At 61.3% G+C, this 13276-nt stretch carries 10 protein-coding genes; 4 read left to right on the top strand and 6 right to left on the bottom strand.

Annotation, left to right across the window (positions count from 1 at the left end):
* Positions 1 to 277 precede the first annotated feature (277 nt).
* The 5 genes from accC to HBO09_RS28510 all read right to left on the bottom strand — a co-directional run bounded on the left by accC (position 278) and on the right by HBO09_RS28510 (position 6589).
* Positions 278 to 1639, bottom strand: a complete 1362-nt coding sequence (gene accC / locus HBO09_RS28530; protein WP_003188188.1) for an acetyl-CoA carboxylase biotin carboxylase subunit — start codon at positions 1637 to 1639, stop codon at positions 278 to 280.
* 17 nt (positions 1640 to 1656) lie between these two features.
* Positions 1657 to 2121 (bottom strand): acetyl-CoA carboxylase biotin carboxyl carrier protein, encoded by a 465-nt coding sequence (gene accB, locus HBO09_RS28525; protein WP_076961499.1) that lies wholly within the window; start codon positions 2119 to 2121, stop codon positions 1657 to 1659.
* A gap of 24 nt (positions 2122 to 2145) precedes the next feature.
* A complete protein-coding gene (gene aroQ / locus HBO09_RS28520; RefSeq protein ID WP_133713887.1) occupies positions 2146 to 2601 on the bottom strand; it encodes a type II 3-dehydroquinate dehydratase in 456 nt (151 codons plus the stop codon).
* 301 nt (positions 2602 to 2902) lie between these two features.
* Positions 2903 to 4864, bottom strand: coding sequence for a methyl-accepting chemotaxis protein (locus HBO09_RS28515; RefSeq protein ID WP_169999541.1), 1962 nt, complete (start codon positions 4862 to 4864; stop codon positions 2903 to 2905).
* A gap of 54 nt (positions 4865 to 4918) precedes the next feature.
* Positions 4919 to 6589 carry a PleD family two-component system response regulator gene (locus HBO09_RS28510; protein WP_169999540.1) on the bottom strand — a complete coding sequence of 557 codons (1671 nt, stop codon included), beginning with the start codon at positions 6587 to 6589 and terminating at the stop codon, positions 4919 to 4921.
* Between the two features lie 274 nt (positions 6590 to 6863).
* On the opposite strand from HBO09_RS28510, the gene HBO09_RS28505 reads away from it, so the two are divergent.
* The 4 genes from HBO09_RS28505 (at position 6864) to speA (ending at position 11267) form a co-directional block, all read left to right on the top strand.
* Positions 6864 to 7931: a DUF2333 family protein gene (locus tag HBO09_RS28505; protein WP_169999539.1), complete on the top strand. Its 1068-nt coding sequence runs from the start codon at positions 6864 to 6866 to the stop codon at positions 7929 to 7931.
* Between the two features lie 3 nt (positions 7932 to 7934).
* Complete coding sequence (locus HBO09_RS28500; protein ID WP_169999538.1) at positions 7935 to 8471, top strand: NUDIX hydrolase; 537 nt, start codon at positions 7935 to 7937, stop codon at positions 8469 to 8471.
* 314 nt (positions 8472 to 8785) lie between these two features.
* A complete protein-coding gene (locus tag HBO09_RS28495) occupies positions 8786 to 9157 on the top strand; it encodes a translation initiation factor Sui1 (protein ID WP_029297635.1) in 372 nt (123 codons plus the stop codon).
* A gap of 196 nt (positions 9158 to 9353) precedes the next feature.
* A complete protein-coding gene (gene speA / locus HBO09_RS28490) occupies positions 9354 to 11267 on the top strand; it encodes an arginine decarboxylase (RefSeq protein ID WP_169999537.1) in 1914 nt (637 codons plus the stop codon).
* Positions 11268 to 11666: 399 nt separating this feature from the next.
* On the opposite strand, the gene HBO09_RS28485 is transcribed toward speA, so the two are convergent.
* Positions 11667 to 13010, bottom strand: coding sequence for an MATE family efflux transporter (locus tag HBO09_RS28485; protein ID WP_169999536.1), 1344 nt, complete (start codon positions 13008 to 13010; stop codon positions 11667 to 11669).
* Positions 13011 to 13276 lie beyond the last annotated feature (266 nt).

Here is a 13276-nt window from a genome sequence, read left to right as displayed (position 1 = left end):
CGGCGCTTAGGGTAGAAAGGGCGGGACGAGAAGTCTCCCACGGTCCGTACTGGCTAGAGTCGGAATCGGGCTTTTAGTCGCCGCCCACCCCTTCAAGTCTAAACATACAAGCGGGCTTGCTCGCGAAGGCATTGGACCAGTCACCTCATGTGCCAGCTGACGTACCGCCTTCGCGAGCAAGCCCGCTCCCACAGGGGGAATGCATCCATCCAGCAAAGAAAGTCAGTGCCGTAGAAACAACAAAACCGCCCGAAGGCGGCTTTGTTGGGTGGAGCACTTACTGGTTGGCCAGCTTGTGTTCCAGGTAGTGAATGTTCACACCACCTTCGCAGAAGCCTTCATCACGAACCAGATCCCGATGCAGTGGGATGTTGGTCTTGATGCCGTCGACCACGATTTCGTCCAGGGCGTTGCGCATACGGGCCATGGCCTCGTCGCGGGTGGCGCCCCAGGTGATCAGCTTGCCGATCAGCGAGTCGTAGTTGGACGGAACCTTGTAGCCGCTGTACAGGTGCGAATCCACACGTACGCCGTTGCCGCCTGGCGCATGGAAATGCTTGACCAGGCCAGGGCTTGGGATAAAGGTCTTGGGGTCTTCGGCGTTGATCCGGCACTCCAGGGAGTGGCCGTGCATCTTCACGTCGTCCTGGGTGAAGGACAGCACGTTGCCAGCGGCGATGCTCAGCATCTCCTTGACGATATCGATACCGGTGACCATCTCCGAAACCGGATGCTCTACCTGCACACGAGTGTTCATCTCGATGAAGTAGAAGCGGCCGTTCTCGTAGAGGAACTCGAAAGTCCCCGCGCCACGGTAGTTGATGTCGATGCAAGCCTTGACGCAGCGTGCCAGGACTTCCTGGCGTGCCTTTTCATCCAGACCCGGTGCCGGAGCTTCTTCCAGGACTTTCTGGTGACGACGTTGCAGCGAGCAATCGCGGTCGCCCAGGTGGATGGCGTGGCCTTGGCCGTCGGACAGTACCTGGACTTCCACGTGGCGTGGGTTGGTCAGGTATTTTTCCAGGTAGACCATCGGGTTGCCGAACCAGGCGCCCGCTTCCGAGCGAGTCTGCTTGGCCGCTTCGATCAGGTCTTCTTCCTTGTGCACCACGCGCATGCCGCGACCACCACCGCCGCCGGCGGCCTTGATGATCACCGGGTAACCGACTTCGCGACCAATGCGCAGGGCGGTTTCCTCGTCTTCAGGCAGCGGGCCGTCGGAACCTGGAACGGTTGGCACGCCGGCTGCGATCATGGCGTCCTTGGCCGAAACCTTGTCGCCCATCAGGCGAATGGTCTCGGCTTTCGGGCCGATGAAGGCGAAGCCGGATTTTTCCACCTGTTCGGCGAAGTCGGCGTTTTCCGCGAGGAAGCCGTAGCCAGGGTGGATGCCATCGGCGCCAGTCACTTCAGCAGCGGCGATGATGTTCGAGACCTTCAGGTACGAGTTCGTGGCCAGTGGCGGGCCGATGCAAATGCTTTCGTCCGCCAGTTTCACGTGCATCAGTTCGGTATCGGCCGTCGAGTAAACAGCGACGGTCTTGATGCCCTCTTCCTTACAGGCGCGCAGGATACGCAGCGCGATCTCGCCGCGGTTGGCGATCAGGACTTTTTGCAGTTTCTTCGCAGGTTTCAACATCGAAGGCGCTCCGCGGTTCAAACGATGGTGAACAGCGGCTGGTCGTACTCAACCGGCTGACCGTTTTCTACCAGGATGGATTCGATGACGCCGGCTTTTTCGGCCGTGATGTGGTTCATCATTTTCATCGCTTCCACGATGCAGATGGTGTCGCCCACTTTCACGGTCTTGCCCACTTCAACGAAGGCTGGCGAGGTCGGTGCCGGGGTGCGGTAGAAAGTACCGACCATTGGCGACTTGACCACGAAACCGTTGAGCACTGGCGCGGCCGGTGCGGCGGGAGCGGCGGCAGCAGCAGGTGCGGCGACCGGAGCAGCAGCGGCTGGAGCCGGCGCTTGCATCTGTGGTGCGTAGAACTGTTGGGCCGGGGTCTTGCTGTGACGGCTGATCCGTACGGACTCTTCGCCTTCCTTGATTTCCAGCTCGTCGATACCGGATTCTTCCAGCAGTTCGATCAATTTCTTAACTTTACGGATATCCATGAATCATCAACTCCCAAGGGTCGGTCAGGGGCGTTTAGCCTGTTCTTCAATTTGTTCCAGGGCGGCCTCCAGGGCCAGTCGGTAACCGCTGGCGCCAAGGCCGCAGATCACTCCTACCGCTACGTCGGAGAAGTAAGAGTGATGGCGGAAAGCTTCGCGTTTATGCACGTTCGATAAATGCACTTCGATGAATGGGATGCTCACCGCCAGCAGCGCGTCACGTAATGCAACGCTTGTGTGCGTAAAAGCGGCGGGATTGATCAGGATAAAGTCCACGCCTTCGCTGCGCGCGGCGTGAATGCGATCAATCAATTCATACTCGGCATTGCTTTGCAGGTAGAGCAGATGGTGGCCGGCTTCACGGGCCCGTCGTTCCAGATCGAGGTTGATCTGTTCGAGGGTGACTGCACCGTACACACCCGGTTCGCGGGTGCCGAGCAGGTTCAGGTTGGGTCCGTGCAGAACCAGTAAGGTCGCCATCGGCTGTTCCTTGTTATTGGATGTGGGTACGTCAGAACCCGGCGACTATGCCGCAAAGCCTTTATGACTGTCCAGTTCTCTGCAATAGCCAGCACGATTAGCGAGGATTGCGCAAAGTATGTGACTGGGCTGCGCGATCCGGTCATTGGTAACACGGTTGCGAGTACTCAGGAGATCAAATGTGGGAGCGGGCTTGCTCGCGAATGCGGTGGGTCAGTGATGGATAGGTTGACTGATACACCGCATTCGCGAGCAAGCCCGCTCCCACATTTTTGATTCCCGTCTGATTTGGGAGATGGGATCAGACGCGGAAGGCCTGCACGGCCGTATTGAGCTGCCCGCCGAGCACCAACAAATGCTCGCCCTGGCTGCGCCCCTGGCCAATGCGCAGCAGGTTGTCCTCGCCCAACTGATGGATCCGCTCGCTGTTATCACGGATCTCACTGACTGCGCCGCTCTGCTGCGCCGTGACATCGGCAATACGAATGGCCGTGTCGGAAATGGTCTGGATCGCGCCGACGATTTCGTCCAGCGCACCATCCGCTGCCTGGGCCTGCTGGGCGGTGGCTTCGGCATGTTCGACCTGTGCGCGCATGCCCTCCACCGATTGCCGTGCTGCAGTTTGCAGGCCGGCGATCAGGGTCTGGATTTCGGCAGTCGCGCCTGCAGTGCGTTGGGCCAGGGAACGTACTTCGTCGGCGACCACGGCAAACCCACGCCCGGCTTCACCGGCGCGGGCGGCTTCGATGGCGGCGTTGAGCGCCAGCAGGTTGGTCTGGTCGGCAATCGAGCGAATCACCGTCAGCACGCTGCCAATGGTTGCGGACTCTTCGGCGAGTTTTTCGATCATCTGCGCATTGTCTTGTACTTCGCCCACCAGCGCGTGCAGGCCGGTGAGGCTCAAGCCAATCACCCGCTGGCCGTGCTCCACGGCCTCGCCGGCACTGCGGCTGGCCCCGGCGGCTTGACTGGCGTCGCCGGCAACCTGCTGGATCGTGGCTTCCAATTCGCCCAATGAGTCACGGATTTGCGCAGTGTCGCCGGCCTGGCGTTCGGCCCCGTCGTGCAGGCCGCCGCTCAGCTTGGCCAGGGCGCGGCTGCTGCCGGCTACTTGCTCGGCATTCGTGCGAATAGTGCCCACCAGGTTCACCAGGTAAGCCCGCAGGCGATTGAGCGAGGCTTCAATATCATGCAGTTCGCGGTTGGTCGCGCCCAGGGCGATCTGCTGGCTGAAGTCGCCCTCGGCCCAGGTCGACAACGCCGGCGCCAGGCTGGTCAGCACCCGCGCCAGGCGGCGTTGCAGGGTATCGATGAGCAGGGCGATCAGGAGAATCAGGCCGATCATCACGCCTTGGATCATGCGCACTTCACCCTGGATTTTGGCGTGCTGGGCACGGACTTCAGGCTCCAGCGCGGCGATCGCTTGCTGCACGGTGTTGATTTTCAGGTGGGTTGCGGCGGCCAGCTCAGTGCGTTTCTGGATTTGCTCGCGGGTACGCGCAAGTTCGGCCGGGTAGCGTGTGAGCAGGCTGTTGAGTTCGCGCTTGAGGCCGACGCCGGTATCTTCGACGACCTTGGTCTCGTTGCTTTCCAGGCCCATCAACGCAGAAAAGTCATCGCTGTTGGAGGCGCTGCTGGCGGTCACACCCAGCAGCGGCAGTTGCTCCAGCCGGTCGGCCTGGGTGCGGATATTGGCCAGTTCGCGCTCTACATCGTCGGCCAGTTCACTGCGCCCGCTGCTCACCAGTTTGTCTCGCGCCAGGGATAGCCGGCCCAGATGCTGCGCGGCAGCGAGCAGCGGCGGCAGATAACGCGGCGCTTCCACTGAGTTGACTGCCGTGGCGTACTGGCTCAGTTGTTCCAGATTGGCCCCCAGCTCCCGCTCGGCTTGCAGCAGCAAGGCTTGTGGGTCGCCGGCCAGTTTGCCGGCGGCCAGCAGGTCGGTCTTGCTGAAGCCATCGAGGTCCAGCAGGCCGGGGCGCAATTTTTCGCTCAGCTCAGGCGGCAGTTCATCGAGGTGTAGCAGCAGGCTTTCCAGGCTCTGGCCGGCAGCGCTCAGGCGCAAGGCGTCGCCGCTGGCCAGATAGTCGTCGATATTGCGCGCGGTCTGGTTCTGGAACGCCTGGGACAGGCCCAGGTAGCGCTCCATCAATAGATAAGGACGTTCGAGGGCGCGTTGCGACCACCAGAGCGTAGCGCCCAGGGCCAGGCAAACGGCGACCAGCAGAAGGGTGTTCAGATTCGTCAGCAGCTTCAGGCGCATGCGTGGTTTCAACCAACGGCGGAAGGATAAGTGCCTGAAGTTATTGCGTTTTCGTTACAACGTTATGACGGTCTGAGTGGAATCTGGTGAAAAGGTGGCATTTTGCCTTGATTCGCCCGCAGCATGGACTCGATTGCGTCCGGCGTCCTTGGCGCGATACAGCGCTTCGTCGGCCTGGGCGGCCATCATCAGGCTGTCGGAGCCGTCGCACAGCTGGACAACGCCGGCGCTGAAGGTGCACCACAAATCCTGGGGCTGGGCCGGGTAATGGATTTCGGCAAAGCGCCCACGGATTTCGTCGAGCACCTTGCAGGCGGCGTCCAGGTCGGTGTCGGGCATCACAATGGCGAATTCTTCGCCGCCGTAACGGCCGATGTAGTCGGTCTTGCGCAGACGCTGCTTGAGAAACAGCGCCAGGCTCTTGATCACGCGGTCGCCCATGGGGTGGCCGTGGCTGTCGTTGACCCGCTTGAAGTGGTCAATGTCGAGCATGGCAAAGCTCAGCGGCTTGTTCTCGCGACGCGAGCGGAAGCTGCAGTCTTCCAACAGTTGCAGGATATGGGTGTGGTTGTACAGGCCGGTCAGGCTGTCGCGCACCATCCGCGCCTTGAGATGGCGGGCGCGGGCGGCGCGGTTGCGCACGGTGGTGATCAGGTGGCGCGGCTTGATCGGTTTGGTGAGGAAGTCGTCGCCGCCTTCGCTCATGGCGTCCAGCTGCTTATCCAGGTCGTCTTCGGCCGACAGGTAAATGATCGGCACGCTGACATAGCGGTCGTTGTGGCGAATCACCTTGGCCAGTTCGGTGCCGGTGCAGGCCGGCATGTACATGTCGAGGATGATCAGGTCGGGCTGGAAATCCGCAAGCTCAGCCATGGCCTGGATCGGTTCGATCAAGGTGCGGGTGACGATCCCGGCGCTGTTGAGCAGGCGTTCGGTGTGCATCGCCTGGGCGCGGGAGTCGTCGATGATCAGCACTTTATAAGGTTCGTACTGAGCGACGCAGGTCAGGACTTCGATTTTTTCCAGCAGGCTGGAGGCTTCCAGGGTGCCGGTGAGAAACTCCTGGCCCCCGGCGCGCACGGCGGCCAGGCGGGTGGGGGTGTCGGTTTCGTGCAGGCTGAAGAACAGCAGCGGCAGTTTCTGCTCCAGGCCTTCCTGGGCCTCGGCAGCCAGTTTCAGGCCCAGGCCGGTGCCGCAGAAGTCCACATCCATCACAATCGCCGCTGGCAGGCGTTCGGCCATGGACGAACGGAAGGCGGCCACGCTGTCCAGGGACTGGGCGCTCAAGCCAAAGAACTCCAACTGCTTGGCCAGGCGCTCGGCGCGGTCGTGATCGGCCAGCATCACGTAGATGGGCTTGCGCATTGGCGGCAGGAAGGTCTGGTCCAACTGGTCGCCCTGGCGCAGGCCGGTGCGTGACAGGCGCTGCATCAAGCGGTTGAGGTCGGTGATCAGGTTGCTGCTCAGGCGGCCGCGGTTTTCGTCCACCGCTTTAAGCGACTCGATGATATGCCGGGCCAGTTGGCCATGCTCGGGTTGTTCAAAGCGCTCGGCAAAACGCAGCAGGCGCAGATTGGCCTCGCTGAGCTCGTTCAATTCGGCGTTCGACCATTCGCTGCGCTGCAAACGCTGCCAGATCTCAAGAATTTGACGCGCCTGATGAATTACCCGCTGGGCAAAGTGGTGCTTGAGACGCTCACGGCTGGGGTCTTCTGGCTCGGTCATATCCTGACTACTAGGTAAGGGTGCATGCTGAGGTCGACTGGTGGCTCTATGCTAGCACCTCTTTTGATTCGCACGAGTGTCATACGTCAATTAACTGCAACGTCCAGAGGATTCATTTGCTGACTGTTGGGTCGCATAGGCGCATCAGCGCCCATCCTTTATAGTTGAGTGCCAGCTTTGCGCCACCTTGATTAAAAGCCCCGCACACACGGGCACGATGGGGTAGGGTTGTGGTCGTAGCTATTGAACTCAAGTGACTGAAAGGATATCCGCCATGCTGGACTGGAAAAACCGTGCAGGCAGCGCCCCAGGCCCAAGCCCTGCGCCCAAGTCGGCCTCCCGCAGCTATTTTCGTAATCTGCTGATGAGCCGGGCCCTGCTGACCCTGGTTGTGATTTACCTGTTGGTCACCGGTGGCCTGGGTTGGTATTGGAGCCAGGAGCCGGCGTTGTTCCCGGTCCAGCAAAACGCGCAAATTGCCGCCGAAAAAGACGGCAAGCAAATGGTGATCGGCTTTACCACCGTCGAAACCGTCAAGACCGTGGTGGGCACTCTGCTGAACAAGCCGGGTGGCTATATTTCCAACGACCGCTTCCCGCCAGGGTTGTGGATGGACAATATGCCCAGCTGGGAATATGGCGTGCTGGTGCAGGTGCGCGACCTGACCCGCGCTCTGCGCAAGGACTTCGCCCGCTCGCAATCGCAGTCGGCCGAAGACGCCGACCTGGCGAAGGCCGAGCCGCGCTTCAACTTTGATAACAAGAGCTGGGTGCTGCCCTCCAGCGAATCGGAGTACCAGGAAGGCATCAACTCCCTGAACCGCTATCAGGCGCGCCTGTCCGACCCCAACCAGAAAGGCGCCCTGTTCTATGCACGTGCCGACAACCTGAACAACTGGCTGGGTGATGTCGCCACTCGCCTGGGTTCGTTGTCGCAGCGCCTGTCGGCCAGTGTTGGCCGGGTCAAGCTCAACACCGCGCTGAAAACCGAAACGCTGGCGCCGGGCGAAGTGCCGCAGCTCGATGAAGAAGTGGTGGAAACCCCATGGATGCAGATCGACAACGTGTTCTACGAGGCCCGTGGCCAGGCGTGGGCCCTGTCCCACCTGTTGCGTGCCATCGAAGTCGACTTTGCCGACGTACTGGCCAAGAAAAACGCCACCGTCAGCGTGCGGCAGATCATTCGTGAACTGGAGGCGTCCCAGGAAACCCTGTGGAGCCCGATGATCCTCAACGGCAGTGGCTATGGCGTATTGGCCAACCACTCGCTGGTGATGGCCAACTACATCTCCCGCGCCAACGCGGCGGTGATCGACTTGCGTCAACTGCTGAACCAGGGTTGAGTCATGGTCGATAGTGCCAAGGAGGTCGCGCACCGCGCGGCCTCGGATGCCGAGCACATTGCCTGGGTCGACGAGCAGGACAACCTGCTCGGCGCTCTGGTGCGCGCCGACCTGCGTGAGCGCGGGCTGATCGGGCGCGGTACCTACATCATGCTATTCAACTCAAAGGGTGAGCTGTGCGTGCATCGGCGCACCCTGAGCAAAGCCATCTATCCCGGTTATTGGGATGTGGCGGCGGGCGGGATGGTGGCGGCTGGCGAGACCTATGAACAGTCGGCAGCCCGTGAGCTTGAGGAAGAGTTGGGCGTCAGTGGTGTTGAATTGACCGCTCACGATCACTTTTTCTTTGAGGATACGGGCAACCGGCTCTGGTGCTCGGCGTTCTCGGCGGTCTGGGATGGGCCGCTGCAGTTGCAGCCCGAAGAAGTGCTGGAAGCGCGCTTTATGAGCATCGAGGCGGTGCTTGAGGATATCCAGCAAAAGCCATATTGCCCCGACTCCCTGGCCGCCTTGAAACGCTATCTGGCTGCACGTCGCTAAAGTTGCATAAATTGGCGCCATTTGGCTCTTAGCAAGTAGGCTTTTTGCCGTTACACTGCGCGACTTTTCAAGCCGAACCGCCACAGCGTCTCCCCGGCCCCTGTAGGAGCGAGCTTGCTCGCGAAAAACCCAATGTCACCGCGTGCTGTCTGAATGCCCGCGTTATCGTTGACGATTTTCGCGAGCAAGCTCGCTTCTACAGGGGCGGGGAGGCCTTGTCGGTTCGGTAGCGCTGCCCCTGCCTGAGTGGGGCTTCGCGGTCAGCCGCCCATTGCGGGTACTGACCAGTCTTCATCCTCCCAAGAGGATTGCCGGTGGCCAAAAAAGCCGCATCCTTCGCCGCCCTTGGTGGCCTGGTGTTTTCCACCGACGCAGGTCGGCATTGCCCGGACTGTCGCCAGCCCGTGGACGCCTGTACCTGCAAACAGACCCTGATTCCCGAAGGTGACGGTATTGCCCGCGTTCGTCGTGAGAGCAAGGGCCGTGGCGGCAAGACGGTGACCACCATCACCGGCGTGCCCCTGGCAGCCGAGCCACTCAAGGAGTTGGCCACCGTGCTGAAGAAGCGCTGTGGCACCGGTGGCGCCCTGAAAGACGGGATCATCGAAATCCAGGGCGATCACGTCGAGTTGCTGTTGGCCGAGTTGATCAAGCTCGGTTACAAGGCGAAGAAATCCGGCGGCTAGCAGCCTCTGTGAAACCCGCACCGACGAGCGCGCTCGTCGTCTCCATGGTTTCACAGAGCCTGTTCCTGACCGGTGTCTAAACTCTGTCCTGCAAGTGGGGTCTACCCCTCTCACAGGCAAATCGTCATTTTCACTCTTTAGACTGCGCCAGCCTCTGACTTGGGTGGCGCTCTTCGACTTTATATAGGGGACTTCGATGTCCGTACGACGCACACGCAAAGACGATGGCAGCCAATGGACAGTTGCGGACAGCCGCAGTGTTTACGGGATTCGCCATTGGGGGGCCGGATATTTCGCGATCAATGATGCCGGTCGCGTTGAAGTCCGTCCGAACGGCCCGAACAGCTCGCCCATCGATTTGTACGAGCAAGTGGACGAGCTGCGCAAAAGCGGCCTGTCCCTGCCATTGCTGGTGCGCTTCCCGGATATCCTGCAAGACCGCGTGCGTCAGCTGACCGGTGCCTTCGACGCAAACATCGAGCGCCTGGAATACCAGAGCAAATACACCGCGCTGTACCCGATCAAGGTCAACCAGCAAGAAGCAGTGATCGAGAACATCATCGCCACCCAGGACGTGTCCATCGGCCTGGAAGCCGGCTCCAAGCCCGAGCTGTTGGCCGTGCTGGCCCTGGCGCCGAAAGGCGGCACCATCGTCTGCAACGGTTACAAGGACCGTGAGTTCATCCGCCTGGCGCTGATGGGCCAGAAGCTGGGCCACAACGTGTTCATCGTGATCGAGAAAGAGTCCGAAGTGGGCCTGGTCATCGAAGAAGCCGCCAACCTCAAGGTCAAGCCCCAGGTCGGCCTGCGGGTGCGCCTGTCGTCCCTGGCGTCTAGCAAGTGGGCAGACACCGGTGGCGAGAAGTCCAAGTTCGGCCTGTCGGCGGCGCAACTGCTGTCGGTGGTCGAGCGCTTCCGCGCTGCAGGCCTGGACCAGGGCATCCGCCTGCTGCACTTCCACATGGGCTCGCAGATCGCCAACCTGGCGGACTACCAGCACGGGTTCAAGGAAGCCATCCGTTACTACGGCGAGTTGCGCAACCTCGGCCTGCCGGTAGACCACATCGACGTCGGCGGCGGCCTGGGCGTGGACTACGACGGTACCCACTCGCGCAACGCCAGCTCGATCAACTACGACATGGACGATTACGCCGGTGTGGTGGTGGGCATGCTCAAGGAATTCTGCGATGCGCAGAACCTGCCGCACCCCAACATCTTCTCCGAAAGCGGCCGCTCCCTGACTGCCCACCACGCCATGCTGGTGGTGCAGGTGACCGACGTCGAGAAACACAACGACGACGTGCCGGTGATCGAGAACAAGGAAAGCCTGCCGGAAACCGTGCAATGGCTGGTAGACCTGCTGGGTCCGACCGACATTGAAATGGTCACCGAAACCTACTGGCGCGCCACCCACTACATGAGCGACGTGGCCGCCCAGTACGCCGACGGCAAGCTGACCCTCGCGGAAAAAGCCCTGGCCGAACAGTGCTACTTCGCCGTGTGCCGTCGCCTGCACAACTCCCTCAAGGCCCGCCAGCGCTCGCACCGCCAGGTGCTGGACGAACTCAACGACAAGCTGGCCGACAAGTACATCTGCAACTTCTCGGTATTCCAGAGCCTGCCGGACACCTGGGCCATCGGCCAGGTCCTGCCGATCCTGCCGCTGCACCGCCTCGACGAAGAGCCGCTGCGCCGCGCGGTGCTGCAGGACCTGACCTGCGACTCTGACGGCAAGATCAAGCAATACGTCGACGAGCAGAGCATCGAGACCAGCCTGCCGGTACATGGCTTGAACGAAGGCGAAGATTATCTGCTGGGGATCTTCCTGGTGGGCGCCTATCAGGAAATCCTCGGGGATATGCACAACCTGTTCGGCGACACCGACTCGGTGAACATCTACCAGCGTGATGACGGTTCGGTGTACAGCGCCGGGATCGAGACCCACGACACCATCGAGGACATGCTGCGCTACGTGCACTTGTCGCCGGAGGAGTTGATGACCCACTACCGTGACAAGTGCGCCAGCGCGAAGATCACCGCGGCCGAACGCACCCAGTTCCTGGATGCGCTGCGCCTGGGCCTGACTCGCTCGTCCTACCTGTCCTCCTAAGACCGGCAGGCAGCGATTCAAACTGTGGGAGCCCGCTTGTGTAGGAGCGGGCTTGCCCGCGAAAGCAGTGGATCAGTCAATACAGGTGCTGACTGATCTGCCGTCATCGCGGCATAGGTATCTACACAATTTTCAGAAACTGACGAACTCTCCTGTGGCGAGCGGGCTTGTCGGAACGCCGCATCGCCCGCGCTGGGCTGCGAAGCAGCCCCAAAACCAGCCGCTGCGGTGTATCTGGTACAACGCATTCGGCTTATTGGGGCTGCTTCGCAGCCCAGCGCGGGGCAAGCCCGCTCGCCACAACTGCGCTATCTGCCTGGATCTAGGCGTTGCGGCAAAGTTGTGTAGATACCTGTGGTCATCGCGGGCAAGTCGAATCGTCGCACCGCCACTCCCACACTAGTTGGCGCCCAGCCAAAGCCCCTGCCGATTCAGCCGCCAGGCAATCGCCCACAACGTCAAACTGCGCACCGCCATAAACAGCAGGAACGTTATCCACAACCCGTGGTTACCCAACCCCTGCAACGCCCAGGCAACTGGCAGCATCATCAGCACCGTCAGCAACATGCCATTGCGCATCTCCCGCGCGCGGGTCGCGCCAATAAACAAACCGTCCAGCAGATAACTCCACACCGCAATCAACGGCAGTACCGCCAGGTACGGCAGGTAGATATCGGCAGTTTCGCGCACGCTGGGGATATCGGTTTGCATGGCGATAAACAAGTGGCCGGCGAAGGTGAACAACAACACAAACCCCAGGCTGGCGATCAGCGACCAGCCGCAGGCGACTACCAGCGAGCGGCGCAACGCCTGGCGGTCATGGGCGCCGATGGCGTGGCCGCACAGTGCTTCCACTGCGTGGGCGAGCCCGTCCAAGGCATGGGCCGTCAGCAATAGCCCATTGAGCAGCAAGGCATTGGCTGCGACGGTGGCATCGCCCAACCGTGCGCCTTGCACCGTGATCATGAAAAACACCGATTGCAGCGCCAGGCTGCGGATAAAAATATCGCGATTGACTGCCAGCAGCGCACGCCAGCTTTGCCAAACCTTGAGCGCCGCCCAGGCGATATGCCCGGGGTAGGCGCGCAGGGCTTTTTGCGTCAGGGTCAGGCCGAGCAGGGCGCCGGTCCATTCGGCAATCACCGAGGCCCGCGCCGAACCGACCACGCCCCAGTCCAGGCTCAGCACAAACCACAGGTTCAGGGCGATATTCACCAGGTTGGTGGTCAAAAGAATCGCCAGCGGCGCCCGGGCGTTTTGCGTGCCGAGGAACCAGCCCACCAGCGCATAGGTAGCCAACGCCGCAGGTAACCCGAACAAGCGGGTGTGGAAAAACTCGCGGGTCAGTTGGTTCAATTCGGGCGAAGGTTGCATCCATTCCAGCGCCAGATGGCTCAGGGGAATGCCCACCGTGCCCAGCACCATTGCCAACCCCAGCGCCAACAGCAGGCCTTGCAGCAGGATTTGCCGCAGCGCCGCGCCATCATTGCGCCCGGCCGCCTGGGCGGCAAACCCGGTGGTGCCCATGCGTAGAAAACCCATGGCCCAGGCCAGGAAGGTATACAGACTGGCCCCCACGGCCACCGCGCCCAACTGGTGAGCGTGGGGCAGATGGCCGATAACCATGCTGTCCACCAAGGCCACCAGCGGCACCGAGATATTCGACAGAATCATCGGCGCGGCCAGGGCCCAGACACGGCGATGGGTGGGGCGGTGACGCCAGTCGGTGATTAAGGTGGACATGCAGGCTCCTTGGGAGAGCGGCATTGTAACTGGCCCTCAACAGCGACGCAGATCCAAATGTGGGAGCTGGCTTGCCTGCGATGGCCATCGGTATCTACACAACTTTGCCGCAACGCCTAAATCCAGGCAGAGAGGGCTGTTGTGGCGAGCGGGCTTGTCGGAACGCCGCATCGCCCGCGCTGGGCTGCGAAGCAGCCCCAATAAGCCGAATGCGTTGTACCAGATACACCGCAGCGGCTGGTTTTGGGGCTGCTTCGCAGCCCAGC

It is taken from the genome of Pseudomonas sp. WS 5027 (assembly GCF_012985695.1).
Classification (GTDB): Bacteria; Pseudomonadota; Gammaproteobacteria; order Pseudomonadales; family Pseudomonadaceae; genus Aquipseudomonas; species Aquipseudomonas hygromyciniae.
The sequence above is the reverse complement of the archived record's forward strand: the minus strand, read 5'-3'. Positions and strand labels throughout refer to the sequence as shown.

Coding starts and splice junctions, on each gene's coding strand:
- HBO09_RS28510 (WP_169999540.1), bottom strand. CDS start 6,589: ATGACCGAGCCAGAAGACCCCAGCCGTGAGCGTCTCAAGCACCACTTT.
- HBO09_RS28505 (WP_169999539.1), top strand. CDS start 6,864: ATGCTGGACTGGAAAAACCGTGCAGGCAGCGCCCCAGGCCCAAGCCCT.
- HBO09_RS28485 (WP_169999536.1), bottom strand. CDS start 13,010: ATGTCCACCTTAATCACCGACTGGCGTCACCGCCCCACCCATCGCCGT.
- HBO09_RS28515 (WP_169999541.1), bottom strand. CDS start 4,864: ATGCGCCTGAAGCTGCTGACGAATCTGAACACCCTTCTGCTGGTCGCC.
- speA (WP_169999537.1), top strand. CDS start 9,354: ATGTCCGTACGACGCACACGCAAAGACGATGGCAGCCAATGGACAGTT.
- HBO09_RS28500 (WP_169999538.1), top strand. CDS start 7,935: ATGGTCGATAGTGCCAAGGAGGTCGCGCACCGCGCGGCCTCGGATGCC.
- aroQ (WP_133713887.1), bottom strand. CDS start 2,601: ATGGCGACCTTACTGGTTCTGCACGGACCCAACCTGAACCTGCTCGGC.
- accB (WP_076961499.1), bottom strand. CDS start 2,121: ATGGATATCCGTAAAGTTAAGAAATTGATCGAACTGCTGGAAGAATCC.
- accC (WP_003188188.1), bottom strand. CDS start 1,639: ATGTTGAAACCTGCGAAGAAACTGCAAAAAGTCCTGATCGCCAACCGC.